Below are 26,219 nucleotides of genomic sequence, written 5' to 3' on the forward strand. Positions count from 1 at the left end.
CTCTCCTTATTCTGGTTAGCTGGCTTGCTGCTGTTCGATTAGCTCGGTGACCCGTACCCGGCCGGTGAGCAGATCGTCCATTAGGCCTGCTTTTTGTTTTTTGAGTTTTTCAACTAAATTTAGCTCTTTTAAAATCCGACTCTCATGACTCTCGATCATCGCTACGCATTTTTCCTGCTCATCAAGATCAGGCTTCGGGCATAAAAGACCTGCTATTCCATCCTGAGATATTGTGGTCATCGTTACTTGCTTGGCATGCTCCATAAAATGCTTCCGCGCAAAATTGCCAACACACCATTCTTTTAAATAACGAGGAAAAACTAAACTTTTCTTAGGTCTAAGCCTCATGACATGGCACTCATACACTGCTGACTTCGCTTCAGAATTGAGATAACTAGTTTGAGCTATGCCTTCTAACTTCAGAGAGCTACGTGTGAAGAATATATCTCCTTTTCGGGCGCCATAACGCTTTACTTCACCAGGAGACGCATCAAAAAGCTCACACCCTTCTAGCGCCAACCGGTCTCCTCTATATAAATCAGCCACATTTACCAGAGGAACCCCTTTCCCCACACGTTTTGGTTCTTTAAATACGCCATTGCTCAAACCGTTTTCTGACAAAGTTGTAAGTCGTAAAACTTCCCACTCCTTCGGAATCCACCCTAACGGCGACGCCTTATACAACTCCGGCGCCTGCTCATAGGGCGGGCGAAGCTGGCCGTTTTCGTCGATACCGCGTGTGAGCAGATCGTGCAGCAAACCCTGCTTTATCTGCTGCAGCTTGGCGATAATTGCCTCGGTCTGACGGATTTGGGTGTCGAGGGTATCGAGGATGTTGGCAATTATAGTCTGTACTTTTTTATCTGGAGTTTTAATTTTAATATTACCAAAAGTATTCTTGTTGACTATTGGTATAGTTGTGGCTCCAGAAATCGCCTTCAGTTTGTTTATATTATGTTTGATGCAATAAAAAACAAATATTGGATCATTGTCTTTATTGCAAATAAGGGCATTTATTTGCTGATTGCATGAAGCTGTTTCAATACAGGATATAGCCATTTTCCCTATGGAGCCGATGCACGTAGTAAGTACTGTGCTTTTAGGAAAGGTTGGTGATATAGCAGCACCTTTACTGCTTAGAGATCTTTCTGTATTAAAAACCTGAGAGATTTCATCAGAAAAATCTGATGGACTAATGAATGGTATTTCTTCACCCCAAAAAAGAGGGTTGCTTGTCGACGGAGTGGAACCAGTTAAGACTTTTCCAAGATCAAAAATTCTTTTTTCAGCCCACATACCCTAGCTCCTTTAGATATCCGGCCAGCGTTTTCGCTGCGCTGTCCCGCGCCTGCTCTATCTCGGTGAGCGTCACCTTGTACTTATCCCACCAATTTTCCACCGCCGCGACGACCTGCTGGCGCTGGTTGCCAATATAACGCTCGACGATGGCGGTCATATCGTGATGCAAAATGGTCAGCAGCAGCTCGGCAGACTGGGCATTATCCAGCGCGTCGACCTTGCCATTCAACTCATCCGGTAGGGTGGCACGCTTGGCCTTGAATTCTTTCGCCAGCGCAGTGCGCTGCTTTTTCCAATCCTTGATCTGTTTTTCCAACTTGGCGCGTTCGATCTCGGAAAGCATCTCCTCGCCGTCGCTCTCATCATCGTCGTCGCTGCCGCCGGGCTTAGGCAACTGCTCCTCGGCGGCCTTGATCTGGCTGTCGAGTTCCGCCTGCTGCTGCTCCAGGATTTGCAGCGCTTCGAGGAAGCCGCCGAGCAGGAACTTCACCAGCTTGTGCTCCAGCGGGTCTTCCTTGTCGAGCTTGTCTTCCAGCGCCGTGACGATGCTGGTTCGCCAGGCATCGACTACGCCATGGGCATCCCGCGCCATCAGGGTGAGGAAGTCGTACTTCTGCTGGTGCCAGAAGCCCGCGATCATGCCGCTGACCTGAAAGTCGTCCAGCAGCCCTATCGGATGCAGGCTTTCGGTGAAGCTGTTGAGCAGTTCTTTCCGCAGTGCGGCGTATTCGCGGTGCTGGGCCAGCGCGGTGATGCTCTGGCGGTGGCGCTGCCACCACGTTTCGAACGCCTCGCGCAGCGCCTGCTCCTGAGCCAGTACCCCGGCGTTCTGCTCGATGGCGGGCTTGATATCAGCCTTGGTGGCGATATGGTCGCGGAACAGCCAATAACCGGGGTCACCGGGCTTGGGCGCGAATACCGCCGCTGGGTCGAGCCCCAGGGCATCGAGCAGCGGCCGTTTGGCCTCGATCTCAGCCTCGGGAATGCCACCAACCAGATGGGCGTGTACGTCGTGAGGCTCCGGCGGCGGGGCGTTGTCGGCGTAACGGCGGATATTGAGGTTGTAGCCGTTCTCTCGCAGCGTCTCGACGCTGACGATACTGGCAAAGCCGGGCACGTCCTGCCCCTGGCCGGCGGCGAACGCCTCGTAGATGGCGGCGATCTTTTCGATATGCTCCGGCATCAGATGATTCTGCGCGCGGCCTTCGAAGTACTCCCGGTCAGCATTGATGAACAGCACCTTGCCCTGGTTTTCTGGGTGCTTGCTGGCGACCTGGTGGGCACCCATGCTGTAACGATGACGCAGGATCAAAATGCAGGCGGGGATGCCGGTGCCGTAGAACAGGTTGGGCGGTAAGCCGATGACCGCTTCGAGAAGGTCATCCTCGATGATACCTTTGCGAATGTTTTTCTCTTCACCGCCACGAAACAGCACGCCGTGGGGCATGACGGTGGCGACCATACCGCCATCGGCACACACCGCCAGCATATGCTGCAGGAACATCAGGTCGGCTTTCTTCGAGCCCAGCGGCACCTCGCCGTACTTGAAACGTTCACTACGCAGTTCAGGCTGAAATACTGGCTGGCCGCTGTCGTCCGTATCTTTGCTGCCGAAGTTATAGGAGAACGGCGGATTGGTCAGAATGCGGTCGAATCGCTGCAATTCGCCGTTTTTCACGTGGCGAGGGTGCTCCAGCGTGTCCTCGTTTTCCAAGCTCGATGACGTGATACCGTGCAGCAGCATGTTCATCTTGGCGATCGACCACACGGTACCGGCGTTTTCCTGGCCGTAGCAATCCAAACGGAAGCCCTCACCGCCGTGCTCGTCGACCCACTCCTTCGAGGCGATCAGCATTCCGCCGGAACCACAGCAGGGGTCGTAAACGCGGTGGTTCTGCTGCGGGTCGAGTAGGCGCACCATCATGCGCACCACCGAGCGGGGCGTGTAGAACTCGCCGCCTTTCTTGCCGGCGGAGTCGGCGAATTCGCCGATCAGGTATTCATAGGCTGCACCGAGTAGATCGGGGAACTCGAAATCCCGGTCACGCAGGCGGTGATTGTTGAAGTGATTGATCAGCGAACGCAACTTGGCATCGGAAATCTTGCTCTGGCCGACCTTTCGGTTGAAATCAATGTGCTCCAGAACGTCCTGCAGGCTGGTATTACCCTGCTCCAGGCCACCTAGGGCGGTGTTGAGAAAATCGCCCACGTTCTTGTGGGCCTCGTTGAGCAGATAGCGCCAGCGCGAGGTTTCCGGCACGTAGAAGCTCGTCTTGTACCAGATGCGATTCTCAGCGATCTGGGTCGCATCTTCCTCGGTTTTGCCCTTGGCCATCTGATCCTTGACGACCTGCGCATAGCGCTCGTCGAACACGTCGGAGCAGCGCTTCAGGAACAGCATTCCGAAGATGTATTCCTTGAACTCGGAAGCGTCCATCTTGCCGCGCAGAATATCGGCAGCGCTGAAGAGATGGCGTTCGAGCTGGGGAAGGGTAAGGGGCATTGCGATATTCCTTAGAGATACAGCAGACTTAGCGTTAGGGCTGAATCTAATGACCGATATATAAATGCTGAATAGTCTAACGAATCACGAACACCTAAGGGGAAAAATTAAGCAGTAACAGGCAGCCATACCTACCCAATTCAAGACGCACTGCGTCGCGAATTGGAAAGCTCTGGTAAAACTGGCGCATATTGCGCAAGTTGAAGATATCAAGCCTTTGCGCAGACAATCGGCGAACGGGCGAGAGCGGTTCTTAGCCATCAATAGAGGACTCTAACCCATGCCCACCCTGCGCCACCTCGCCTTAACCTTACTGCTCACTGTGCTGGGTGCGCTCCCCATCGCTCAAGCAAACGACACAACTTGGCACGCACTCCAAGAAGGCGGCTTGGTGATTCTTATGCGCCACTCCCTGGCCCCAGGTATTGGCGACCCGACGGGTTTTGAGATTTCCCAATGTGATACCCAACGCAACCTTTCGGCCCAGGGTCGCGCCCATGCGCAAGCCGCGGGTCGTGAATTTCGTGCGCGGGATATTCCCATTACGGCCGTGTATTCGTCGCGCTGGTGCCGGGCGCTGGATACCGCGGAGCTGATGGCGCTGGGGCCTGTAACGCCTACTCCCTGGCTGGACTCGTTCTTTCGCGGGCGCGGTGATCAAGCGTCAATTACTCAAACCGCTCAAGAGCAGATCGCTGCCTGGCAGGGGCCGGGCAATTTGTTGTTGATCACTCATCAGGTGAACATCACGGCATTGGTGGGTGGCGGCGTGGGGTCGGGTGAGATGATCGTAGTGCGCCCAACGGGGAAGTCGTTTCGGGTCGTGGGGCGATTAAGCGTTAGCGGCCAGTAAGTTGCGTCTTCTCCGCAGGAGCCGTTAAAAAGTAAAAAGATTTAGGTTAGGGATTCGTTATGAAAGCCGTTGTTTTTGAGCAATTTTCCGCTCCTCCCCGCATTCAGCAATTACCTGATCCCGCCCCTGAGTCGCATGGCGTGGTGGTGAACGTCATGGCGACCGGCGTTTGCCGCAGCGACTGGCACGGCTGGGTAGGGCATGACACGGATATCCAGCTTCCCCATGTGCCGGGGCATGAGCTGGCTGGCGTTGTCGAAGCCGTGGGTAAAGACGTCAAAAAGTGGCGTATTGGTGACCGTGTGACGGTGCCCTTCGTTGGTGGGTGCGGCACTTGCCCTGAGTGCCACACGGGCAATCATCAGGTGTGCGATAGCCAGTTTCAGCCCGGTTTTACTCACTGGGGCTCCTTTGCCGAGTATGTGGGCATTCACTACGCCGACGTCAATTTGGTCGCGCTGCCGGAAACCCTCGATTTTGCCACGGCGGCGAGCTTGGGTTGCCGTTTCGTCACTTCGTTTCGGGCAGTGGTGGATCAGGGCAAAACAGCGGCAGGCCAGTGGGTGGCGGTTCACGGCTGTGGCGGTGTTGGGCTTTCTGCTGTGATGATTGCCAATGCGATTGGCGCCAACGTGGTCGCTATCGATATTTCAGAAGAGGCGCTTAAGCTGGCCCGTCAATTGGGCGCTACTGCCACCGTGAATGCCGCTAAGGTGCCCAATGTGGTGGAGGCGGTGGCGGAGATAACCCGGGGAGGCGCTCATGTATCGCTGGATGCGCTAGGCCACCCAACGACCTGCTTTAACTCCATCAGCAACCTGCGTAAACGTGGTAAGCATGTACAGGTTGGGCTGATGTTAGCCGAGAACAGCACGCCCGCCATTCCCATGAGCAAGGTGATCGCCAACGAACTTGAGATACTGGGTAGCCATGGCATGCAGACACATCGTTATGACGCCATGCTAGCGATGATCGAGTCAGGAAAGCTGGCGCCGGAAAAGCTGATCAGTAAACGGATTACTCTTGAGCAGTCGATTGATGCGCTGATGAACATGGATAAGTTCGAAGGAGCGGGGGTGACGGTGGTGACCGAGTTTTGAGAAAACCGCTCAGCTTGTTAATAACAATTTCCTGCAACGAAACGAGGCAAATTATTCGCTCCTCATCGGCGCGTTGAGGTTTTAGGCTGGTCAGTATTGATAAGGAGTTCGTTATGCCGTTAGACACTACCCCATCAGCACGCCGCGTGATCGCCCAGCATCCAGCCAAGCGCGATGATATTGGCGATTTAGTCACCCGGCGGCCGTTGCCGGGGCCGCAGTTAGAGCAACTCGATCCATTTCTGTTTTTGAATCATCACGGCCCGCAGACGTACCCGGCCAATAACCGTGGATTGCCGTTTGGCCCGCATCCGCACCGTGGGTTTGAAATGGTCACCTTTATTCTGGAAGGCTCGCTGGCGCATGCGGACAGCGCCAGCCATCAAAGCGTGATCCATGCGGGCGGTGTGCAGTGGATGACCGCGGGCAGCGGCATTGTGCATGCGGAAATCTCGCCGCCCGAGTTTCTCCGCGAAGGTGGCCCGCTGGAAATTCTGCAGCTGTGGGTCAACCTCCCAGCGCGTTTGAAAATGAGCGAGCCGCGCTATGTGGGGCTGCAACAGGCGGACATACCTGCCATTGCGCTGCCCGGCGGCGGTGAGCTGAACCTGATCGCCGGTGAGTGGCAGGATCACGTTGGCCCTATCGAGACGCTTACCGGCGTATTCATGTCGACGCTAAGGTTGCCTGCCGGCGCCCAGGAACAGCTGTCCGTTGCCCCTGGGCGGCAGGTATTTCTTTACGTTGTGAATGGTGATGTCGAAGTGGGCGGTGAGCCGGTTCAGTCCCACCGTCTGATCGAAGTGGATCGCGACGGCGATCGCCTAGATATCGAAGCCAGCAGCGATGCGCGCCTACTGTTGGGTCACGGTGATGTGATCGACGAGCCGGTCTACTCCCACGGGCCGTTTGTGATGAATACCCGCGAAGATATCGTGCAGGCGGTCGACGATTACCAGAACGGCAAATTCGGCGGGTTGGATGCCTAGGCTCTGTCTGAAAAGTAGGCGAGCGAAGGCCAGACAAGGCAAAAATCGGTGAAAAGACGGAGTTTACGTTGTGTAAATGAGTACTTTGAGCCGATTTTTAACGCCGTATGGTCGAGCGCAACCAGTTTTCAGACTGAGCCTAGTGTTTAAAGCGGCTCGCCGCGATAGTAGTGCCACAGAAACAGCGAACCCACGCTGCGCCAGGGCGCCCAGTGCTCGACTAGCTGGCGCGCCTGTTTGGGCGTGGGTTTGTCGTCCATGCCTTTAAGGCGGCCTAGCGCCACCCGCAGGGCCAGGTCATCCGCGGGGAAGATATCCGGGCGCTTGAGCGAAAACATTAGGTAGATCTCGGCGCTCCAACGTCCAAAGCCACGCAGCTGAGTGATCGCAGTAATCACTTCCTCATCGCTCAGGTGCTCAAGCCCATCGGCGCTAAAGGTGCCCGCCAGTTCCGCTTCCGCGAGGCCTTTGGCGTACTCGATCTTGCGCCAGGAGAGCCCGGCATCGCGCAGTGCTTGGCTTTCTACTTCCATGACCGCTTTGGCATGCAGCTCGGGCAGTAGTGTATTGACGCGGCCCATAATGGCGCGAGCCGCTTCGGTGGAGAGCTGCTGGCTAACGACGGTGGAAAAGAATGTGGCAAAGCCTTGGTCGCGCTGGCGTGGGCCAGGAGGCCCGACCAATGGGTAGGCGCGGGCAATATCTGGGTCGGCCTGAGCTAACCCTTGCATAGCTTGTTCAATGGTTTCGGGCGTCATCACTGCCTCACGCGTTTAGTAAAAGCCCCACACTAGCAAAGCGAGCGTAGAAGAGGGAAACCGCGGCGCTTATCTTCTTTGTCCGCTAACTTTTTGAGCGCCTTGTGTTTCTACTTTCGTCTAATCCTGCGATCATTTAACGCTAATCGAGATGCCACCAGTGCGATATCCCAAGGAGATAAGCATGCAGGATACGACAGCATCGTCGTCTCAAGGGCTGGCGCGTAACCCGCGTCTGGCCGAGTTTGTATTGGCGTTGGGTGGCTTTGGTATCGGCACCAGCGAGTTTGTCATCATGGGATTGATGAACCGCGTGGCGGGCGATTTAGCCGTGACCGTTCCCCAGGTGGGGTATGCCATCAGTAGCTACGCCCTGGGCGTGGTCGTGGGTGCACCGCTGATTTCAGCGCTGGCTGCACGGGCGCCCAGAAGGCTGCTATTGATTGTGCTGATGTTGGTATTTGCCGTGGGCAATATTGCCAGTGCCATGGCGCCGGGGTTCTGGTCATTTGTGGGCCTGCGTTTTCTGGCAGGCTTACCCCATGGGGCTTATTTTGGCATCGCGGCGCTGGTGGCGGCGGGGGCGGTGCCGGTCGACCAGCGGGCACGGGCTATCTCCCGGGTGATGATGGGCTTGACGGTGGCGATTCTGATCGGGGCGCCGCTGGGCACCTGGACCGGCAATCTATTTGGCTGGCAAATCGCGTTTGTGGGGGTCGGGGGTATTGCGCTGCTCACCGCGCTATTGATCAGGTTTTATGTGCCGGTTCAGCCGGTGGATACGTTTGCGAGCCCGCTACGCGAGCTCTCCGCACTGTTAAAGCAACGCGTGCTAGTGGCGTTGGCGCTTGCCTGCATTGGCTGTGGTGGTATGTTTGCGATTTTTAGCTACGTGATGCCGACGTTGACCCAGCAGGCGGGTATGAGCGAAGCGCTGGGGCCGCTGGTGCTGGTGATTTTTGGCCTGGGTTCCATCGCCGGTAATTTGATCGGCGGACGCATGGCGGATAAAAACCTGATGCGCGCTATTCCGCTCATCTTAGTGTGGTGTGCGGTGGTTCAGGGGCTGTTCTACTTTGCAGCCAATAACACCTGGACAGGGTTACTGTTTGTTGGGTTGGTGGGCACCAGCATGGCGTTGGCACCGTCTTTACAAACCCGCTTGATGGATGTGGCGGAAGATGCACAAACCATGGCGGCCTCACTCAACCATGCGGCCTTTAATGGGGCTAACGCCTTAGGGACGTGGCTGGCGGGGCTGGCTATCAGCGCAGGGTTTAGCTGGTCGAGCACCGGGTTGGTAGGTGCTGGATTGGCATTGTGCGGCTTAGTGATTTTTGCGGCTGGGCGCTGGTTGGAAAAGCGCACCTATGGAGCCGTGGCCCAGCGCGCTTAACGGCGGTCAATGGGGCATCGGTACCAACAGCGTAATTAAATGGCGAATACATCGAAACCTCACTAATGTGTAGAAGCAGTAACCCATAAGGAGATGACCATGCACATGCAGGTAGTGACAATGACCCGAATGATGACCCTAGGCGCAGTGATCGCGTTAACCATCGGTTTGGCAGGCTGCGGTACAACGACTGGTGAGCGCGCCTCTAGTGGCGCTGGCGTGGGTGCGGCCGTCGGCGCGGGTGCCGCTGCCATCACGGGGGGAAGTGTTGTTCAGGGCGCCGTTATTGGTGGGGGTGTGGGCGCTGCCACCGGGGCCGCGACAGATTCAGACGATATCAACCTCGAGTAAGGGCGGTTGATACGTTAGCGGTAGGTTGGTTAATGACGATTTGGTTAACCACAGTTGAGTTATCGACATAGCCGGTACCCGCGCATGCCCATGTGGAAGTGGTCGGCATGCGCGGCGTTGTATTCAGGCCCCAAGACGTTGCCAAAGGTGCCGCAGGCGCCGTCCCGCGCAGCACGCAAAAAATCCCCCATTGCGCCTTCATCATTCCAATGGTTAATCAGCGTAATACGCTGGCCACTCTCGAACTGAAACCCCACCACATCCAGCGCTTCGGCGGTGGCGTGTTCGCTGCGCCTGCCGGTTTCGCGGCCGTAGACATTACGGCAGGCAAAGCTACCCACGTGGTTGACCTGGCTTACCCGGCTGCCCATGATTTCCTCAGCGGCAGGCTGTAGCGCGTGGCGTTCGTACATGACCCACGCCAGGGCCATGGGGCAAGAGGCGACAAAGCTTTGATTAAACGTAACGCCGCTTGACTGCATGCGCACAATATTAGCAAGCGGGCAGCTCGCGGTAGGCGAATAATCGGCCAATGGCGTGTAGCGCAGCTCACCTTCGGGTACGGTAGCTAGCGCCGCTAAACACCCGGCGCGGTCATCGGCCAAGCGGCTCAACTTGAACTGCGTAATGGGCGTGATGGGGTCGTCTACGTGGAGCGGCGCCCAGGGCGCCCACTGGCGCGGTATTTCAATAATGCCTTTTTGCAGGACTACGCCCAGCGCAATAAGCCCGATAATGAAGAGTGTACCGCGCATGCCTACCTCCTTGTATGTCACCGCTAACGCTACAGTCGCAGCGATGGGTGTGCGATACTGCGCAACCTTGCTGTATTGCTGCAGTCGCTCTACTTATTTCCGTTGCCTATTTTTGCTAACTGAAGGGAAAGCGCTTCATGTCCCAAGGTACGCTTTTTATCGTTTCTGCCCCGTCCGGTGCTGGCAAGACTAGCTTGGTCCGTGAGCTAATTGAAAGCCTGGATGGCATTCAGGTCTCTGTGTCGCATACCACGCGTACCAAACGCGAGGGTGAAGTGAACGGTGTTAACTATCACTTTACCGATGTGGCTGAGTTTGAAGCGATGATCGCGCGCGGTGAGTTCTTCGAGTATGCCAACGTCTTTGATAATTACTACGGCACGTCGCGCAGAGCGGTAGAGGTGTTATTGGCCGCTGGCCAGGATGTCATACTCGAGATCGACTGGCAGGGCGCCCAGCAGGTGCGCCAGCAAATGCCCGATGCGGTATCGATTTTTATACTTCCCCCTTCCCGGGACGAGCTGGAGCGGCGCCTGGCCAGCCGCGGCACCGATGAGCATGCGGTGATTGCCCGGCGCATGCGTGATGCGATCAGCGAAATGTCGCATTATCACGAATATGATTACTTGGTAGTGAACGATGATTTCACCACGGCACTGCAAGAGCTGCAGTCATTGGTCATTAGTCGGCGCTTAAGCCGCCCCGTGATGAGCGAGCGGCATGCGCCGCTGTTAGCTGCGCTCTTGTCACAGGCGCCTGCGGTCGAGTAATCTATCCGGTTCTACTACTTTCTATTGCGTTGCACTATTTTTGTCGCACCACTTTTTTCGCTGGGTCGACCCCGTTCTCTACGGTGTCGGCCTGGTTCTGTCATAAAAGGAAGGCTCCCATGGCTCGCGTAACCGTTGAAGATTGTCTTGAGAATGTTGAAAACCGTTTCAAGCTGGTGATGATTTCCACCCAGCGCGCTCGCCAGTTGGCACGCGGCTCCCGCGATGCGCTGCTGCCATGGGAAAACGACAAGCCAACGGTCATGGCGCTGCGTGAAATTGCCGCAGGCCTAGTGGATCACACCGTACTGGACGAGCCTGTTGAAGCCGCCGTGCGTCCCCGCCCGGCGATGACGCCTACTCATATCGACGACTAACGTTTACAACGAAACCGATAGAGGCGCGGTAAATGTTTACCATTGATGACCTGGCCGACCGACTCGGCGGCTATTTACCCCCGGACGAGATCCAGCAGGTCAAACGCGCCTTTTACTACGCTGAGCAGGCACACGACGGCCAGCGCCGGCGTTCCGGCGAGCCTTACGTCACCCACCCACTAGCGGTGGCGAATATTCTTGCCAATATGCATATGGACCATCAAAGCCTGATGGCCGCCATGCTGCATGACGTTATCGAAGATACCGGCGTTTCCAAAAAGGCCCTGGTGGCCCAGTTTGGCAAACCGGTAGCCGAGTTGGTGGATGGGGTTTCCAAACTTACCCAAATCACCTTCGAAGACAAAGCCGTCGCTCAGGCGGAGAATTTCCAGAAAATGGTGCTGGCGATGTCGCGGGATATTCGCGTCATCATCGTTAAGCTGGCCGATCGGCTGCACAACATGCGCACCCTGGGTGCGCTGCGCCCGGATAAGAAGCGCCGTATTGCCCGTGAAACGCTGGAAATTTATGCCCGCATTGCCGGGCGCCTAGGTATCAATACCATCCGCGTTGAGCTTGAAGATCTCTCTTTTCAAGCGATTCACCCCATGCGTGCCGAGCGCATCAAGCGGGCGGTTGCCAAGGCGCGAGGCCATCGGCGCAGCGCCATGCGTGAAATCCAGTCATCGCTGCAAAAAAGCCTGGATGAAGATGGGCTCAATGGCACCGTGATTGGGCGGCAAAAGCATCTGCTGTCGATCTATAAGAAGATGCGCGACCAGCGTAAGCCCTTTGCCGAAATCATGGATGTGTTTGGTTTTCGCATCATCACCGAAGACGTGGCCAGCTGTTACCGTATTTTAGGCGTGGTGCATAACCTTTATAAGCCGGTGCCGGGGCGTTTTAAGGACTATATTGCGATTCCCAAGGCAAATGGTTACCAGAGCCTGCACACCACGTTGTTTGGCTCGCGCGGTATGCCTATCGAGGTGCAGATACGCACCCGTGAGATGGAAGCAATGGCCAATAACGGCATTGCCGCCCACTGGCTTTACAAAGCAGGGCAGACGTCTCACCCGATTGCCGAAGGCAGCCACGCTCGCGCTCGCGCCTGGGTTAAAGGCTTGCTGGAAATGCAGCGCCACGCTGGCGATTCGTTAGAATTCATCGAACACGTCAAAAACGATCTGTTCCCCGACGATATCTACGTGTTTACGCCCAAAGGCGACATTATGGAGCTGCCGCAAGGCGCGACCGTGATCGATTTCGCCTACACCGTGCACACGGATATCGGCAATAACTGCATTGCGTGTCGGATCGATCGCCACTTGGCACCGCTCTCGACCCGCTTAGAGAGCGGCCAGACGCTAGAAATTATTACTGCCCCCGGTGCGCGCCCGAACCTTGCCTGGCTTAATTTCGTCACCACCGCCAAGGCGCGTTCGGCGATTCGCCATGCACTGAAATACCAGCAGCAGACCGAAGCCGTCATGCTGGGTCGGCGGCTGCTCAATAAAGCCCTGGCGCCGTTTGATACCAGCCTCGAAGAGCTTGACGAGAGTACGTTAAAACGCGCCTTCAAAGAATTGGATGTGTCGTCTGAAGAGTCGCTGCTGGAGTCGCTGGGGCTGGGTAACCGCATGACCCACGTGGTGGCGCGCCGCTTGGTTGATGCCGCTCACGGCGATGAAACCTATGAACATCCTGCCGGTATTGAAGGCAGTAAAGCGGTCGTGATCAGCGGTAGTGAAGGCATGGTGACCAACTTTGCGCGCTGCTGCCACCCGCTGCCGGGCGACCCGGTGGTTGGCCATCTTTCGACGGGCAAAGGGTTGGTCGTTCACCGCGCCGAGTGTAAAAATTTTGCCGATAAAAACGACCCCGATAAGCTCTTTGCGCTGGAATGGTCCGACACGATTGATGAGGACTTCCCGGTGGCGCTGCGGATCGAAATTGAGAGCCGCCGGGGCTTGGTCGCTGAGCTTGCCGGCCTGGTCACTGACGCCGATGCCAATATCGAGCGTATTGGCATCGAAGAACGTGATGCCCACCTTTCCACCGTCAATTTAACGCTATCGGTAAAAGGGCGCGTGCACCTGGCACGCATTATTAAACGCATCCGCAATCTTCCCAACGTGGGAAAAATCACCCGACTCGCCAATTAACACTCTATATGACGCCATGCTGATAAAGCGTCGGCAGGGAACACTATTTTTTAGTATTCAAACATTAGGTACTAACCATTACAGGAGCGAGACATCGCATGAGCAATAAGGCTGTTATCAACACCAGCAAAGCCCCCGCGGCTATTGGCCCCTATTCCCAGGCTATCAAAGCGGGTAATACGGTGTATCTTTCTGGCCAGATTCCGCTGGACCCTGCGACCATGACGATTGTGTCTGATGACTTTGAAGCGCAGGCACGCCAGGTCTTCACCAACCTGCAGGCGGTATGTGAGGAAGCGGCGGGCTCACTCAGTGATATCGTCAAACTGAACCTTTACCTAGTCGACTTGGATAACTTTGCGATCGTTAACCAGGTCATGGAAGAGTTCTTCACCGCTCCTTTCCCTGCCCGTGCCGCCGTCGGTGTGAAAGCGCTGCCCAAAGGCAGCCAGGTGGAAGCCGAAGCGGTGATGGTGATTGGCGATTAAGCGGGCCGGGTTAGACGTTATTGACGGCTAAGAAGCCACCCTCTTTCAGTACCTGGGCATACCCTTCACGGTAGCTAGGAAAGCGGAACTGATAACCAGTGCTTACGATGCGCTGGTTATCGCAACGCTTGCTGGCCCGGCGACGTAGCGGTGACTGCATGGTTTCGCTGGCTTCTACTTTTAACTGCTTGGCTAGCCACATCATGACGTTATGCATGGTCACCGGCTCACAGTCGCTACCCAGATAGATATCGGCCAGCGTTTCGCCGCTCTCCTGATAGCGAATCAAGTGGGCGATAATGCCGGTGCAGTCGTCACGGTGAATGCGGTTGGAGTAAACCACAGGGGTGATTGCCGCCACACGGCCTTCAGCCACCTGATGAATAAGGCGATCACGCCCTGGACCGTAAATACCAGAAAAGCGCACGACCGTGCCGGGCAGTGAATGGTTGAGGAGTGCCTGTTCTGCTTCGCACATTAGCGTGCCAGAGAAGCTAGTCGAGTCGGTGGGGCTCTCTTCGTTAACCACTTCGCCTTCCTGCTGGCCGTGTACGCTGGTTGAAGAGACAAAAAATACCCGGCGTGGAGGCGTTTTGTGCTGCTCCATCACGCTCAACACGCGCTTTAACCCTTCTGGGTAGGCGGTTTGATAGGCGCTCTCTTCGAAACGGTCAGCGCTGACGGTATAGACGACGTAGTCGGCGTGGGGAAGGCGGTCGGCATCGGCGTCTTCGAGGTCGTTTAAATCCAGCTTCAGGGGTTTGATGCCGGTGACTTTTAGCGCCTCGACGTTGCGGCGCATGCCAATTACCTCGTGCCCTTCTGCTAGCAACTCGCGCCCAAGGTTGATCCCTATATCGCCACAGCCGATAATCAGTACGGTTAGTTTCACCGTGCTCACTCCTCTTGATTAATATTCCCTATTAGATGCAAAGTCTCTACCAACGGTGACATTGAAATGTGACCTTGTCGGATAAGAGGACGGTTGGCAGAGCTTGCGTGTCCTTTTCCATCCCGCGACAAACCCTAGTCACGAGCTGCTACGAGAGGATGCCACTGGCACCGCTATGACTTTAACAGAACTTCGCTACATCGTAACCCTCGCCCAGGAGCGTCACTTTGGCCGCGCGGCAGAACGCTGCCACGTTTCACAGCCCACGCTCTCGGTGGCAGTGAAAAAGCTCGAGGAAGAACTCGAAACGCCCCTATTCGAGCGCTCTAAATCTACCGTGCAAGTCACCCCGCTGGGCGAAAAGATCGTTGCCCAGGCGCAGCGTGTGCTGGAGCAGAGCACCCTGATTTTCGAGCTGGCCAGTAGCGGTAAAGACCAGTTGGCCAACCCCCTGCGCATTGGCGCGATATATACTATTGGCCCTTATCTATTTCCCCATTTGGTTCCTGCGCTGGCAAGCCTGGCGCCGCAGATGCCGCTGTACATTGAAGAGGGCATGACCGGTACCCTGCGCGCCAAGCTCAGAAGCGGTGAGCTAGACGTGATTATTGTGGCCCTGCCGTTTACCGAAACCGATGTGGTCACTAAACCAATCTACGACGAAGCCTTTGAAGTCCTGATGCCTGCCAATCATGCCTGGGTTTCACGCGAAGCGATCAATAAAGAGGATTTACTCGAAGAGCGCCTGCTGCTGCTGGGTGAAGGACACTGCTTTCGTGATCAGATTCTGGAAGCCTGCCCGGCGATTACCCAAAAGCTCAACAGCCCCAACAACACCTTGATTGCCGAAGGCGGCTCGCTGGAAACTATTCGCCATATGGTCGCTTCCCGGTTGGGCATTACGGTGCTGCCGCAATCGGCGCTAGGCACTAATCAGTATGAAAACGCCATGCTGGTCAGCCGTCCTTTTGTGGCGCCAGCGCCATCACGCACCGTGGCCATTGCTTGGCGGGCAAGCTTTCCACGTCCTAAAGCCATTGAGGCGCTGATTCAAGCGATCAGCCACTGCCAGCAGCCTGCTCAGGCCGTGAACAGCGCCCCATGAGCGATCTCGCCGCGCCCATCACGGCGCTGAAAGGCGTGGGTGAAGCTCTGTCGCTGAAGCTTGGCCGGTTAGGGATAGAGCGCGTCAGTGATCTGCTGTTTCACCTGCCGCTGCGCTATCAGGACCGCACGCGACTGACGCCAATAGGCTTGCTGAGATCGGGTCAAGAAGCCGTCATTGAGGGCGAAGTGACCGCCTGCGATGTGGTAAAGGGGCGCCGCCGCAGCCTGTTAGTGCGTCTGCGCGATGCCAGCGGTATTCTCAGCCTGCGCTTTTTTCACTTTTCGCCCGCTCAGCAGCAACAGATGCGCCCCGGCGCCACGGTGCGTGCCTTTGGCGAAGCGCGCGCCGGTGCCACCGGGTTAGAGATTTATCATCCCGAATACCGCCTTATTGGCGGCAGTGAAACCCCAGTCGAAGAATATTTCACGCCCATTTACCCCACCACCGAAGGCTTGAACCAACCCCGACTGCGCGCCCTGGCGCAGCAGGCGCTCGGGGTGCTGGATAACGCCCCTGAGGCGCTGCCTGATGTTATTCCCGCTACGCTGCTTCAACGCTTTCAGTTACCCGGCCTCCACGCCAGTCTTCACCTGTTACATCAGCCGCCACCCGACGTGAATATCGAACAACTGACCAGCGGCCAGCACCCGGCCACAAGGCGGCTAGCGCTGGAAGAGTTGCTGGCCCATCAGCTCAGCCTGCGCGAGGTGCGCCTGCGCATTCAGGCCGATGGCGCACCAACGCTACCGTCTGGGCGCAGCCTGCAGGCACGCTTTTTGGCTCAACTGCCGTTTGCGCTAACCGGCGCCCAGCGCCGCGTGCTGGAAGAGATCAGCCACGATTTGAGCTGCCCGGCGCCTATGCTTCGGCTGGTCCAGGGCGATGTGGGTTCGGGTAAAACTGTGGTTGCCGCCATGGCCGCGCTGAGCGCCCTGGCAGGCAATTGCCAGGCGGCGATCATGGCACCGACGGAAATCCTCGCTGAGCAGCACTACCGCTCGTTTAAAGCCTGGTTTGAGCCCCTGGGGATCGAAGTGGCGTGGCTGGCGGGCAAGCTCAAAGGCAAAGCGCGGCTGGACGCCAAAGCGGCGATTGCCGATGGGCGGGCGCGGATGGTGGTGGGCACCCACGCGCTATTTCAAGATGACGTCCACTTCCAGTGTTTAGGGCTTGCGATCATTGACGAGCAGCACCGCTTTGGCGTGCATCAGCGCTTGGCATTGCGTGAGAAAGGCGAAGCGGGTGGGCTCACTCCGCACCAGCTGATTATGACTGCCACGCCAATCCCGCGCACCCTGGCCATGAGCGCTTATGCGGACCTGGATGTCTCGGTGATCGACGAGCTACCTCCCGGCCGTACGCCGGTGAAAACCGTGGTGGTGCCCGATGAGCGTCGCCCCGAAGTGGTTGAGCGTATTCGACTGGCCTGTAGCGAAGGCCGCCAGGCCTATTGGGTCTGTACGCTGATTGACGAATCAGAGGTGTTGCAGTGCCAAGCGGCCGAGGTTACTCGTGATGAGCTAACCGTAGCGCTGCCTGAGTTGGCGGTAGGGCTGGTGCACGGGCGCATGAAGTCGAGCGAGAAAGCCGAGGTGATGACCGCCTTCAAAGCGGGCGAGCTAGATCTGCTGGTGGCTACCACGGTGATCGAGGTAGGCGTGGATGTGCCCAATGCCAGCCTGATGATTATTGAAAACCCCGAGCGCTTGGGGCTTTCGCAGCTTCATCAGTTGCGGGGCCGGGTGGGGCGGGGCAGCACCGAAAGCTTCTGCGTGCTGCTCTATCATCCGCCACTGTCGAAAAGCTCGCGCCAGCGCTTGGCCGTCATGCGCGAAACCACCGATGGCTTTCGTATTGCCGAGAAAGACCTGGAAATCCGCGGCCCCGGCGAAGTACTCGGCACTCGCCAAACCGGTTTGGCACAGATGAAAATCGCCGATCTCGAGCGCGATGCCGATCTGCTAGAGCGAGTGACCGCGTTGGCTCACACGCTGCAGAGCAATCCTGATATCACTGCCGTGCTGGTGCGTCGTTGGCTGGGTGAAGCCGCCGGGCGCTATGGTCAAGTGTGAACGCTTGAACTACTGGAAGAGGGCGCTTCGCTGCCGACTAAGCGATTGGCAGCTTCGCCTAGCGGGGCGAGCTGCCCAGCAATGAGGCGTAGTTGGCTCTGGATAGGACGATAGAGTGTCACAGCCTGCTCCGTTGCGTTCACCACACTCTGCTCATCTAACTGGGCGAGCAATGCCGAGGCTTGCTCGGTAAGCGCTGCCACCGATTGGCGTTTATCGAGCTGTTCGGCGATTTGTCCCAGCAGCTCACCAATGCGTTTGGCGACCGGCACCAGCGTGGCATCGTCTTCATCGTCTGCCAGCTGATGACGATGAGCCCCTAGTGCAGAGAGATGGCTAAGCAGGGTGTTGGAGAGCACCAGAAAACGCAGCCCGTTATCCGCATCCAGCTTCCGGTAGTGGCCCGGTTCATGGAGCATATTGGTGAGCAGGGTGGAGAGCGCCGCGTCGGCGTTATGGGCATTGCGCCGCGCTAGGCGATAGGCCAAGTCATCCTGCTTGCCTTCCTCGTACTGGTGGATAATCTCCTCCAGGTAACGGCGGTGGTTAGTCAGCGTATTGGCGGCCTCGCGGTAAAGCCTGCGCCCCTGCCAGTCGGGCAGAATAAAAAATACGGCCAAGCCCGCAATCAGCGAACCGATCAAGGTATCGAACAGGCGGGGCAAAATCAGGTTATAGCCATCGCCCACTTGGTTGAAGCTGCACAACACCAACAGCGTGATCGAAGCGGTGGCGATCACATAGTGCTTTTCGCGGTAAGCGAAGAATGATACGCCAGCAGCCACGGCGATCATGCTCTGTACCAGCGGGTGCGGGAAGAGACTAATGGATGCCCAGCCCACTACTAAGCCCAGGACGGTGCCCATCACCCGCTGCGATAGGAACCGCCGAGTGGTAGCGAAGTTGGGTCGGCAGACAAACAGCGTGGTGAGCAGAATCCAAAAGCCTTGCTCGGGGTCGATCCACTGGAGCAGCCCGTAACCTGCCATTAGTGCAATAGAGAGCCGCACCGCGTGGCGAAAAGTGGGCGAGCCGAGCGTAAAATTAAGCCGAACCCGTTTCCATGCTTCCAGCATGCTGGAGGGCGAGCGGTCATACAGTGAACTATCGCGCCGCTCATCGCTGACGCCGGGGTTATGGGCACTGGCGAGCTGGTTTTCCAAGGTGGCCAGGTTCTCTGCCAGCGCGCTGAGCGGGTAAAGCAGCGGTCGCCACTCGGGTTTGCCGCGGTCACGCAGGTTCTCAATCGAGGCGTGCAGGTCGGCCAGCGCCTCTTCGCTCTGCTGGTGGTCAAACGGGCGGTTGAGTAGCAGCGATTTGGCTAGCTGGCGGCAGGAGCGCCCCTGCTGATCCAGCAACCTTTGACAGCGAAACAGCACATCATGGTGAAAGAACGCTTTACTGAGCGCGCTGTAAGGGTAGTGGGTCGAGCTGGCGCGTTCGTGAATATCCTGGGCAATAAAGTAAATGCGCAGGTAACGGTTGAGCTTTCGATCGCCGCGCTGGCCCTCTAAGCGCCTAAAAATCATCTCTTTGGCTTGATTGAGTGCATCGACCACTTTGCCGTTCTGGCGTGCCAGCGCTACCCGACGGGCCTCCACGTCCACGCCCCGCACTGGCTCGAATAGCGCCGATTTCAGGATCAAAAACTCGCCCAGCGCTTTGTACACCCGCGCCATGCTCTGCTTGACCGGCTGGCGTGAAAACAGCGCGCACCATACCACTGAGATTAATCCGTACCAGACGGCTCCTGCCAACAACAGCAGTTGGCGTGCAGCGACGTCCTCATCCACGCCGCCGTGCTGCTCGATGTTGATCATTGAGTAGATCGACAGTATCAGCGTGCCCGAGGCAATCGTGGCGTAACGCTGTCCAATGGCGCCGAGCATAATCAGGGTAAAGGTTGAAACACCCAGGCCAATGACAAATAGCCACGGCCAGGGAAACAGCCATTGGACAATAAAAGACGCTGAGGTAAAACACACCAGGGTGACCAGCAGGGCTTGAAAACGGCCTTGCCAACTGTCGTCAGTCTCAGACAGCGCACAGGCAATGATGCCCAGAAAGAGGGGGATCACCAGCGCGACATCGCCCATTAAGCCGCTAAACAGCAGCGCACCGCTGAAGGCTATAAACACGCGCAGGCTGTAGGCGAATTTATCCAGCGTCCAAAGGCGCCGCAGCGGTAAAGAAATGGGCATAAAGGCTCTTATAGGCGTTTGTTAGACTTTAGTATAAATGCGTGAGCGTTAGATGTCGCTACCTCGTCTATCAACGGTTGAGTGTACTAAAAAATAGCGCACTAAAGCCCTATGATTGGAACGGCAACCTTTCGATACTCGGAGTGACACTAAAAAAACAGGAACATTCCAATGGATCTCAAGCTGCTGCTGGACTGGCGTCTGCACCTGACGGTGATTGTGACGTCGATGTTTGCCGAGTGGATAGGCATTGTGCGCATTCCACTCGGACCGGGAACACTGCTGTTACTACCGCTGCTTTACGCCTTTATCATTGGCGTTATTTTCAATCCCCACCTTTTTTCGGCCATGGGAAAGGTGATTCCCAAGCCGGTCAGCAATGCGGCTGGCCCTATCATCCTTATCGCCATCCTGCCGTTTATTGCCAAGTTCGGCTCTACTATCGGGCCTGCCATTGAGCAGATCATCGCCGCAGGCCCTGCGCTAATACTCCAGGAGCTGGGTAATCTCGGCACCATGTTGATCGCGCTGCCCTTTGCCGTACTGGTGCTCAAGATGGGCCGCGAAGCGATCGGTGCTACCTACTCCATCGCCCGCGAACCCAATATCGCCATTATTTCAGACCGTTACGGACTAAGAAGCGCGGAAGGTATCGGCATTATGGGTGTGTACGTGGTGGGCACCATGTTCGGTACGCTCTATTTCGCCTTGATGGCGGGCTATATCGCTTCGTTGGATATTCTCGATATCCGCGCCCTGGCCATGGCCTGCGGTGTGGGCAGCGGCAGCATGGTAGCGGCGTGTTCGGCGGCGTTGGCTGAAGCGGTACCGGCTTCCAAAGACGAACTGCTCGCCTTTGCAGGCGCCAGTAATCTGCTCACCTATGCTACCGGTTTGTATGTGTCGCTGTTTATCGCCCTACCGGTGACCGAGTGGATGTACAAGCGCTTAAAAGGCCCACGCCAGGAGGTTCGCCATGAAAACTCATGAGAATTCGGCCAATCAGTTCAACGCTGAAGCGCTTAAAGAGCTGCGTCCTGAAAACCAGTTGGGCAAAACCGCGCTGGTACTGGCAGCGGTGTGTGTGGCGGGGTGGTTTAGCAATATCGTCAACGGTTCGCCTTTATTAGACGCTCTACCCGGCATGCTGATTCTGTATGTAATGGTCATCATCGGTTTGGTGATCGGTCGGGTATGCCCTTTTTACCTGCCCAGTGTGGCCTGGGTATCGCTGATCAGCATTATCGCAACGCTGCCGTTCTTTCCTGGCAATGGGTGGATAATCGCACGGCTTGCCGAGGTGGATTTTCTAGCAGTGGTCACGCCGGTGTTGGCCTATGCAGGTCTGGCGCTGACCGGCCGTGAGTTTGCCATGTTCAAGCAGACCGGCTGGAAGCTGGTGATCGTGGCCCTGCTGGTCTTCACCGGTACCTTTATCGGCTCTGCCGTTGTCGCTCACGTAATGCTTTAAGGATAGGACGATGACTGCCTCAGTACACTTACCCGATAGCGACACATTAAAAGCGTGGCGTCACGATTTCCATCAGCACCCGGAAACGGCCTTTGAAGAGCACCGCACCAGTGCACGAATAGCAGCGCTGCTGAACGAATGGGGCTTTGAGGTCACCACCGGGATCGCTGGTACCGGTGTGGTCGCCACCTTGGATGGCCAGCAGGGTGAAGGCAAAACTATCGGCCTACGGGCCGATATCGATGCTCTGGATATTCGTGAAGAAACACAGCTGGCTTATGCCTCGCAAACACCGGGCAAAATGCATGCATGCGGTCACGATGGCCATACCACCATGCTACTGGGCGCTGCTTGGGCATTGAAGCAGCAGCCGGATTTCAAAGGCCGGGTAGTATTTATCTTTCAGCCCGCCGAAGAGAGTGCCGGTGGCGGGCGCGTCATGGTCGAAGAGGGGTTATTTGAGCGCTTCCCCATGGATGCTGTGTACGGCCTGCATAATTGGCCTGGCCTGCCGGTGGGTGAAGCGGCGGTGCATGATACCGATGTAATGGCCGCTTTCGATATTTTCACCTTAAAACTGATTGGCAAAGGCTGCCACGCCGCGATGCCACACTTGGGCATTGATACGGTACTGGCGAGCTGCCAACTGATCAGCCAGTTACAAGGGTTAGTGAGCCGCGAAACGCCGCCGGATAAATCGGCGGTGCTGAGTATTACCAGCATCCACGCCGGGGATACCTTCAATGTGATTCCCGAGCAGGTCGAGCTGCGCGGCACGCTGCGCTGCTTCGATATGACGTTTAAAGAGCAACTGGAGGCGCGCTTTAAACAGGCGATTGCCAGCCTGGCCGAGTTCCACGGTTTAAGCGTTGAGCTGGATTATCAGCGCTGCTACCCGGCCACTATCAATACCCCGGAACATGCCCAGCACTGCGCCACGGTGTTGGAGCGCTTGCTCGGTAGTGACAACGTCAAGCGCAACCCGCCACCCAGCATGGCCTCTGAAGATTTTTCGTTTCTACTGGCCGAACGACCCGGCGCCTATATCTGGATGGGCAACGGCGAAGATTCTGCCTCGCTGCACAATCCGCGCTACGACTTCAACGACGCGCTGTTGCCGCTAGGAACGCGCTACTGGGTGGAGTTAGTTAGGGCGCTGCTCGACTAACGGATCACCTTCTTCTCAACGATTAGCGATATGCGCTCTCTAATGCCCTCTGGGTAGGGGAGCGTCTACGCCGAACTTCACGTAACAGGACGTTCAAGGGGTTTTACGATGTCTTTTTCAACAGAGTCGTTATCGGTTGTGGTGATTGGCCTGGGACAGATGGGCGGCAACATGGCGCTGACGCTTAAAGCCGCCGGGTTTGCAGTCACGGGTAGCGATGTATTTGAGCAAGCGCGGTCGCGTTTGGCGGCTAAGGGCCTAGCAGTGGTAGCGCCCGATGCCCTACCTGCCAGTGACGTTTACCTGCTGTCGTTGCCCACCTCTGCCCATGTCCGTGAGGTGATCGAGCAATCCCCAGGCTTACTCACGCTGGCACCCAAAGGCAGTGTGATCGTCGATACCTCGACCAGCGACCCCGCGGTGACGCGTGAATTGGCCGAAAAAGTCACCGCCGCGGGCCTGCTATGGTTGGACGCCCCCGTCAGCGGCGGGCCTAAAGGTGCCGCCAGCGGGAAGCTGGGCATGCTGTTGGGGGGCGATGAAACCACCATTGCGCGAGTACTGCCGATGCTGGAGGCGATGTCAGCCAAGCGCACCCATGTGGGCGGCCCAGGCAGCGGCCATGTGGTGAAGCTTGCCAATAACTACCTGTGTGCAGCGCACCTGCTGACGACTGCCGAAGCGGTTGCGATGGCCGCCAAGGCGGGTGTAGCCCCTGCTGCCTGTTTGGCGGGCCTGAATAGCGGTTCAGGGCGCAGCGCGGTTAGCGAAGTCAACTTCCCCGAATGGGTGCTGAGCGAGCGCTTCGATTCTGGCTTTACCACCGGCTTGATGCGTAAGGACTTGCGCTTGGCGCGGGATGCCGCTGAGCAACTGGGCCTGCCGTTACCGCTGCTGCAAGCCGTTGTCGATGCGTGGCACGCGAACCCCGAGCAGCCCACCGATAGCGATGACTTTAACCATATCACTACGCCGATTTTAGCGCGTGGCAGCCAAACGGAGGTCAACCAATGAGCTCACTTAGCCAACATGCCTGTGATCATCTCGAACAACTACTCGAAGGTTTCGGCTTAGCCGCTGCCACACCGTTAAGTAATTGGATTGATGGCGAGTTAGTCGCGGGCGAAGGTGACGACATCACGCTTATAAACCCCGCCTCTGGAGAAACGCTGGTGCGCTACTGTGATGCAGGCGCTGCGCTAATTGAGCGTGCTACTCAAGCGGCTACGCGGGGGCAGCGTGAATGGATGGCGCTCACCGCCAGCGAGCGTGGGCGGCGCATGAACGCGGCGCTGAGTGGACTAGAAGGCCATGAAGAGGCGCTGGCGCAGTTGGAAAGCGTCGTGGCCGGTAAGCCGATTCGCGACTGCCGGGCCGAAGTAGGCAAAGTGCGCGAGATGTTCGAGTACTACGCGGGCTGGTGTGACAAACAGCATGGCGAAGTGATTCCGGTGCCTACTTCGCACCTTAACTATGTACGTCATGTGCCTTATGGCGTGGTGGGGCAGATTACCCCCTGGAACGCGCCGATGTTCACCTGCGCCTGGCAGTTGGCCCCGGCTATTGCGGCGGGTAACGGTGTCGTGCTGAAGCCTTCCGAGCTGACGCCGTTCTCATCGGTGGTGATTGCCAAGCTGCTTGAATGCTCTGGAAACGTCGGTCAGGGGCTGCCTAAAGGGCTGATCAATATCGTCAACGGGTTGGGAAAAACGACCGGCGCCGCGCTGACCGATCATCCCGCCATCAGCAAGCTGGTATTCGTCGGTTCTCCCCAGAGTGGCCGGATGATTGCCGAGGCGGGTGCCCGCAGGCTGGTACCCAGCGTGTTAGAACTGGGGGGTAAGTCGGCCAATATCGTGTTTGCCGATGCCAAGCTGGATGAAGCCGTCGCGGGTGCTCAGGCGGCTATTTTTGCTGCCGCTGGCCAGAGCTGTGTGGCGGGCTCACGGCTGTTGATTGAGCGCTCGGTGTTTGAGCAAGTCACTACTCGCTTGGCGCGGGCAGCGGAGCAGATTGTGGTGGGGTTACCTAGCGATGAAGCGACGCGCATGGGGCCACTACAGAATCGCCGCCAATTGGAGCAGGTCACCCGCATGATTGAGGCCGCCGAAGCGGCAGGCGCGAGAGTGTTAACGGGCGGCAAACGCCCTGAAGGCTTACCTGACGAAGCCCAGGGGTATTTTATCGCCCCTACCGTGCTTATCGATGTCACGCCAGACATGGAAATTGCCCAGCAGGAAGTGTTTGGACCCGTGCTGATTGCTATGGCCTTTAATGATGAAGCCGAGGCTATTCAGCTTGCCAACGAAACCCGCTTTGGTTTGGCCGGCGCCGTTTGGAGCCAGGATGTAGCGCGTGCGCATCGTGTGGCTGGGCAATTGCGTGCAGGCACGGTGTGGATCAATAGCTATAAAGCCATCAGCGTAATGTCGCCGTTTGGGGGCTTTGGCGACAGTGGTTTTGGCCGCTCTAGCGGGTTGGATGGCCTGCGTGAATACACGGTGCCGCAAAGCGTCTGGGTGGAAACGGCACCGGAAGCCAGCGTCGCCTTTGGCTACGGCAGCGGCGTGGGTTGATCGCTTGCGGAGACCGGGTCGCGAAAAGCCTGCATCCAGCGTTGTAAATGGCGTAACAATAGAATGCTGGCCTTGGGCTGTTGGCGGCCCACGCGCGTGACCATGTGGGCCTGGGAGCGCTGAAAAAGGGGATTATCTACCGGGCGCGCTACGAGCGTGCCAGCTTCCAAATCGTGCGCGACGGCAAAGGCGGGCAGTAGGGTAATGCCCATGCCGCTGCGCACATATTGCGCCAAAATTACCATCGAGTTGGTGTTCATCGCCAGGCGCGGGACGATGCGTGATTGCTGAAACGCCTGGTCGACCATTTGCCGAACGCCGTGGCTGGTGTCCCACATGGCCATGGGCTGGCCGCTAAGCTGGGTTAGCGTGAGCGGTGACGTTTGGTTGGTTAACGGGTGGTTGGGCGGCAGAATAGCCATCAGTGGCTGAGGGCTGGAGGCCCAGAAGCGCAGCTGTGGATGGGTACGCTCATGAAACATTAAACCAATATGGCTGTGATCGCCGACAATGGCGTCAATGATGCCCGAGGTACCTGCGATGTGGATGTCGAGTTGGATGCCCGCATAAAGCCGGGTAAATTCATGTAGTGGGGAGGCTACTAGGTCGCTGACAAAGCCTTCACCGACCGTCAGTGATATCTTGCCCGTTTCCAGGCGTTGGTAAGCTTCGAGAGAGGCAATAAAACCTTCATCAAGCGCGCCGCGACGTTCGCAGTATTCAAGCAACATTTCACCCACCGGGGTAGGTGAAATGCCGTCACGCTGACGCTCCATGAGGGTCGCCCCCAGGGCTTCTTCTAGCAATGAAATCTGTCGGCTAACGGCCGAAGGAGCGATATCCAAGCGCGCCGCAGCGCGGCGCACTGAACCAGATTCCAGCGTAACGCGGAAGTAAACCAAGCGTTGATGAGGTATGTCCATCGGT

General features: G+C 57.1%; 23 protein-coding genes. 16 read left to right on the top strand and 7 right to left on the bottom strand.

Going from position 1 to position 26,219, the window contains the following annotated elements; translation table 11 throughout:
• Window positions 1-15 precede the first annotated feature (15 nt).
• A complete protein-coding gene (locus ACUN8H_RS14265) occupies window positions 16-1,296 on the bottom strand; it encodes a restriction endonuclease subunit S (protein ID WP_445532736.1) in 1,281 nt (426 codons plus the stop codon).
• The gene (locus ACUN8H_RS14270; RefSeq protein ID WP_445532737.1) at window positions 1,286-3,802 is read right to left on the bottom strand and encodes a type I restriction-modification system subunit M; all 2,517 of its coding nucleotides are present in this window, start codon (window positions 3,800-3,802) and stop codon (window positions 1,286-1,288) included. Before ACUN8H_RS14270 ends, ACUN8H_RS14265 begins: the two co-directional genes overlap by 11 nt.
• A 280-nt stretch (window positions 3,803-4,082) precedes the next feature.
• On the opposite strand from ACUN8H_RS14270, the gene ACUN8H_RS14275 reads away from it, so the two are divergent.
• The 3 genes from ACUN8H_RS14275 (at window position 4,083) to ACUN8H_RS14285 (ending at window position 6,744) form a co-directional block, all read left to right on the top strand.
• Window positions 4,083-4,655, top strand: a complete 573-nt coding sequence (locus tag ACUN8H_RS14275) for a histidine phosphatase family protein (protein WP_445532738.1) — start codon at window positions 4,083-4,085, stop codon at window positions 4,653-4,655.
• Window positions 4,656-4,714: 59 nt separating this feature from the next.
• Window positions 4,715-5,755, top strand: coding sequence for a zinc-dependent alcohol dehydrogenase family protein (locus ACUN8H_RS14280; protein WP_445532739.1), 1,041 nt, complete (start codon window positions 4,715-4,717; stop codon window positions 5,753-5,755).
• 113 nt (window positions 5,756-5,868) lie between these two features.
• Window positions 5,869-6,744 (top strand): pirin family protein, encoded by an 876-nt coding sequence (locus ACUN8H_RS14285; protein ID WP_445532740.1) that lies wholly within the window; start codon window positions 5,869-5,871, stop codon window positions 6,742-6,744.
• A gap of 146 nt (window positions 6,745-6,890) precedes the next feature.
• Here ACUN8H_RS14285 and ACUN8H_RS14290 read toward each other — a convergent pair whose 3' ends face one another.
• Window positions 6,891-7,502, bottom strand: coding sequence for a DNA-3-methyladenine glycosylase family protein (locus ACUN8H_RS14290; RefSeq protein WP_445532741.1), 612 nt, complete (start codon window positions 7,500-7,502; stop codon window positions 6,891-6,893).
• A gap of 184 nt (window positions 7,503-7,686) precedes the next feature.
• On the opposite strand from ACUN8H_RS14290, the gene ACUN8H_RS14295 reads away from it, so the two are divergent.
• Together ACUN8H_RS14295 and ACUN8H_RS14300 are read left to right on the top strand one after the other, a co-directional pair.
• The gene (locus tag ACUN8H_RS14295) at window positions 7,687-8,898 is read left to right on the top strand and encodes an MFS transporter (protein ID WP_445532742.1); all 1,212 of its coding nucleotides are present in this window, start codon (window positions 7,687-7,689) and stop codon (window positions 8,896-8,898) included.
• 99 nt (window positions 8,899-8,997) lie between these two features.
• Window positions 8,998-9,249 carry a hypothetical protein gene (locus ACUN8H_RS14300; protein WP_445532743.1) on the top strand — a complete coding sequence of 84 codons (252 nt, stop codon included), beginning with the start codon at window positions 8,998-9,000 and terminating at the stop codon, window positions 9,247-9,249.
• Window positions 9,250-9,308: 59 nt separating this feature from the next.
• Here the strand turns inward: ACUN8H_RS14300 and ACUN8H_RS14305 are convergent, their stop codons facing one another.
• Window positions 9,309-10,004, bottom strand: a complete 696-nt coding sequence (locus ACUN8H_RS14305; RefSeq protein WP_445532744.1) for an extensin-like domain-containing protein — start codon at window positions 10,002-10,004, stop codon at window positions 9,309-9,311.
• Window positions 10,005-10,141: 137 nt separating this feature from the next.
• Between ACUN8H_RS14305 and gmk the strand changes: the two genes are divergently transcribed.
• The 4 genes from gmk to ACUN8H_RS14325 all read left to right on the top strand — a co-directional run bounded on the left by gmk (window position 10,142) and on the right by ACUN8H_RS14325 (window position 13,804).
• Complete coding sequence (gmk, locus tag ACUN8H_RS14310) at window positions 10,142-10,774, top strand: guanylate kinase (protein WP_290701205.1); 633 nt, start codon at window positions 10,142-10,144, stop codon at window positions 10,772-10,774.
• Between the two features lie 119 nt (window positions 10,775-10,893).
• Window positions 10,894-11,151, top strand: a complete 258-nt coding sequence (rpoZ, locus tag ACUN8H_RS14315) for a DNA-directed RNA polymerase subunit omega (protein ID WP_290701208.1) — start codon at window positions 10,894-10,896, stop codon at window positions 11,149-11,151.
• 32 nt (window positions 11,152-11,183) lie between these two features.
• Window positions 11,184-13,316 carry a RelA/SpoT family protein gene (locus ACUN8H_RS14320; RefSeq protein ID WP_445532745.1) on the top strand — a complete coding sequence of 711 codons (2,133 nt, stop codon included), beginning with the start codon at window positions 11,184-11,186 and terminating at the stop codon, window positions 13,314-13,316.
• Between the two features lie 98 nt (window positions 13,317-13,414).
• Entirely contained in the window at window positions 13,415-13,804 is a 390-nt protein-coding gene (locus tag ACUN8H_RS14325; protein WP_290701214.1) for a RidA family protein, read from the top strand.
• Window positions 13,805-13,814: 10 nt separating this feature from the next.
• Here the strand turns inward: ACUN8H_RS14325 and ACUN8H_RS14330 are convergent, their stop codons facing one another.
• Entirely contained in the window at window positions 13,815-14,696 is an 882-nt protein-coding gene (locus ACUN8H_RS14330) for an SDR family oxidoreductase (RefSeq protein ID WP_445532746.1), read from the bottom strand.
• Window positions 14,697-14,871: 175 nt separating this feature from the next.
• Here ACUN8H_RS14330 and ACUN8H_RS14335 point away from each other — a divergent pair, with 175 nt between their 5' ends.
• Both ACUN8H_RS14335 and recG read left to right on the top strand, forming a co-directional pair.
• The gene (locus tag ACUN8H_RS14335) at window positions 14,872-15,801 is read left to right on the top strand and encodes a hydrogen peroxide-inducible genes activator (protein ID WP_445532747.1); all 930 of its coding nucleotides are present in this window, start codon (window positions 14,872-14,874) and stop codon (window positions 15,799-15,801) included.
• Complete coding sequence (gene recG, locus ACUN8H_RS14340; protein ID WP_445532748.1) at window positions 15,798-17,876, top strand: ATP-dependent DNA helicase RecG; 2,079 nt, start codon at window positions 15,798-15,800, stop codon at window positions 17,874-17,876. The genes ACUN8H_RS14335 and recG overlap by 4 nt, the downstream gene beginning before the upstream one ends.
• Here recG and yccS read toward each other — a convergent pair.
• Entirely contained in the window at window positions 17,867-20,077 is a 2,211-nt protein-coding gene (gene yccS / locus ACUN8H_RS14345) for a YccS family putative transporter (protein WP_445532749.1), read from the bottom strand. The two genes, recG and yccS, sit on opposite strands and share 10 nt — an antisense overlap.
• Window positions 20,078-20,248: 171 nt before the next feature.
• On the opposite strand from yccS, the gene ACUN8H_RS14350 reads away from it, so the two are divergent.
• The 5 genes from ACUN8H_RS14350 to ACUN8H_RS14370 all read left to right on the top strand — a co-directional run bounded on the left by ACUN8H_RS14350 (window position 20,249) and on the right by ACUN8H_RS14370 (window position 25,292).
• Window positions 20,249-21,067 (top strand): DUF3100 domain-containing protein, encoded by an 819-nt coding sequence (locus tag ACUN8H_RS14350; RefSeq protein WP_445532750.1) that lies wholly within the window; start codon window positions 20,249-20,251, stop codon window positions 21,065-21,067.
• The gene (locus tag ACUN8H_RS14355) at window positions 21,054-21,548 is read left to right on the top strand and encodes a hypothetical protein (RefSeq protein WP_445532751.1); all 495 of its coding nucleotides are present in this window, start codon (window positions 21,054-21,056) and stop codon (window positions 21,546-21,548) included. Before ACUN8H_RS14350 ends, ACUN8H_RS14355 begins: the two co-directional genes overlap by 14 nt.
• Window positions 21,549-21,558: 10 nt before the next feature.
• The gene (locus ACUN8H_RS14360) at window positions 21,559-22,716 is read left to right on the top strand and encodes a M20 aminoacylase family protein (protein WP_445532752.1); all 1,158 of its coding nucleotides are present in this window, start codon (window positions 21,559-21,561) and stop codon (window positions 22,714-22,716) included.
• 108 nt (window positions 22,717-22,824) lie between these two features.
• The gene (locus ACUN8H_RS14365) at window positions 22,825-23,730 is read left to right on the top strand and encodes an NAD(P)-dependent oxidoreductase (protein WP_445532753.1); all 906 of its coding nucleotides are present in this window, start codon (window positions 22,825-22,827) and stop codon (window positions 23,728-23,730) included.
• Window positions 23,727-25,292 (top strand): aldehyde dehydrogenase family protein, encoded by a 1,566-nt coding sequence (locus ACUN8H_RS14370; RefSeq protein WP_445532754.1) that lies wholly within the window; start codon window positions 23,727-23,729, stop codon window positions 25,290-25,292. The genes ACUN8H_RS14365 and ACUN8H_RS14370 overlap by 4 nt, the downstream gene beginning before the upstream one ends.
• On the opposite strand, the gene ACUN8H_RS14375 is transcribed toward ACUN8H_RS14370, so the two are convergent.
• Window positions 25,271-26,215, bottom strand: a complete 945-nt coding sequence (locus tag ACUN8H_RS14375; RefSeq protein ID WP_445532755.1) for a LysR family transcriptional regulator — start codon at window positions 26,213-26,215, stop codon at window positions 25,271-25,273. The genes ACUN8H_RS14370 and ACUN8H_RS14375 overlap by 22 nt on opposite strands.
• Between the last annotated feature and the right edge of the window lie 4 nt (window positions 26,216-26,219).

The organism is Vreelandella sp. V005 (assembly GCF_052645115.1).

Excerpts from the sequence above, each read along its gene's own strand:
- ACUN8H_RS14265 (WP_445532736.1), bottom strand. The coding sequence starts at position 1,296 with ATGTGGGCTGAAAAAAGAATTTTTGATCTTGGAAAAGTCTTAACTGGT.
- ACUN8H_RS14270 (WP_445532737.1), bottom strand. The coding sequence starts at position 3,802 with ATGCCCCTTACCCTTCCCCAGCTCGAACGCCATCTCTTCAGCGCTGCC.
- ACUN8H_RS14275 (WP_445532738.1), top strand. The coding sequence starts at position 4,083 with ATGCCCACCCTGCGCCACCTCGCCTTAACCTTACTGCTCACTGTGCTG.
- ACUN8H_RS14280 (WP_445532739.1), top strand. The coding sequence starts at position 4,715 with ATGAAAGCCGTTGTTTTTGAGCAATTTTCCGCTCCTCCCCGCATTCAG.
- ACUN8H_RS14285 (WP_445532740.1), top strand. The coding sequence starts at position 5,869 with ATGCCGTTAGACACTACCCCATCAGCACGCCGCGTGATCGCCCAGCAT.
- ACUN8H_RS14290 (WP_445532741.1), bottom strand. The coding sequence starts at position 7,502 with ATGACGCCCGAAACCATTGAACAAGCTATGCAAGGGTTAGCTCAGGCC.
- ACUN8H_RS14295 (WP_445532742.1), top strand. The coding sequence starts at position 7,687 with ATGCAGGATACGACAGCATCGTCGTCTCAAGGGCTGGCGCGTAACCCG.
- ACUN8H_RS14300 (WP_445532743.1), top strand. The coding sequence starts at position 8,998 with ATGCACATGCAGGTAGTGACAATGACCCGAATGATGACCCTAGGCGCA.
- ACUN8H_RS14305 (WP_445532744.1), bottom strand. The coding sequence starts at position 10,004 with ATGCGCGGTACACTCTTCATTATCGGGCTTATTGCGCTGGGCGTAGTC.
- gmk (WP_290701205.1), top strand. The coding sequence starts at position 10,142 with ATGTCCCAAGGTACGCTTTTTATCGTTTCTGCCCCGTCCGGTGCTGGC.
- rpoZ (WP_290701208.1), top strand. The coding sequence starts at position 10,894 with ATGGCTCGCGTAACCGTTGAAGATTGTCTTGAGAATGTTGAAAACCGT.
- ACUN8H_RS14320 (WP_445532745.1), top strand. The coding sequence starts at position 11,184 with ATGTTTACCATTGATGACCTGGCCGACCGACTCGGCGGCTATTTACCC.
- ACUN8H_RS14325 (WP_290701214.1), top strand. The coding sequence starts at position 13,415 with ATGAGCAATAAGGCTGTTATCAACACCAGCAAAGCCCCCGCGGCTATT.
- ACUN8H_RS14335 (WP_445532747.1), top strand. The coding sequence starts at position 14,872 with ATGACTTTAACAGAACTTCGCTACATCGTAACCCTCGCCCAGGAGCGT.
- recG (WP_445532748.1), top strand. The coding sequence starts at position 15,798 with ATGAGCGATCTCGCCGCGCCCATCACGGCGCTGAAAGGCGTGGGTGAA.
- yccS (WP_445532749.1), bottom strand. The coding sequence starts at position 20,077 with ATGCCCATTTCTTTACCGCTGCGGCGCCTTTGGACGCTGGATAAATTC.
- ACUN8H_RS14350 (WP_445532750.1), top strand. The coding sequence starts at position 20,249 with ATGGATCTCAAGCTGCTGCTGGACTGGCGTCTGCACCTGACGGTGATT.
- ACUN8H_RS14355 (WP_445532751.1), top strand. The coding sequence starts at position 21,054 with ATGAAAACTCATGAGAATTCGGCCAATCAGTTCAACGCTGAAGCGCTT.
- ACUN8H_RS14360 (WP_445532752.1), top strand. The coding sequence starts at position 21,559 with ATGACTGCCTCAGTACACTTACCCGATAGCGACACATTAAAAGCGTGG.
- ACUN8H_RS14365 (WP_445532753.1), top strand. The coding sequence starts at position 22,825 with ATGTCTTTTTCAACAGAGTCGTTATCGGTTGTGGTGATTGGCCTGGGA.
- ACUN8H_RS14370 (WP_445532754.1), top strand. The coding sequence starts at position 23,727 with ATGAGCTCACTTAGCCAACATGCCTGTGATCATCTCGAACAACTACTC.
- ACUN8H_RS14375 (WP_445532755.1), bottom strand. The coding sequence starts at position 26,215 with ATGGACATACCTCATCAACGCTTGGTTTACTTCCGCGTTACGCTGGAA.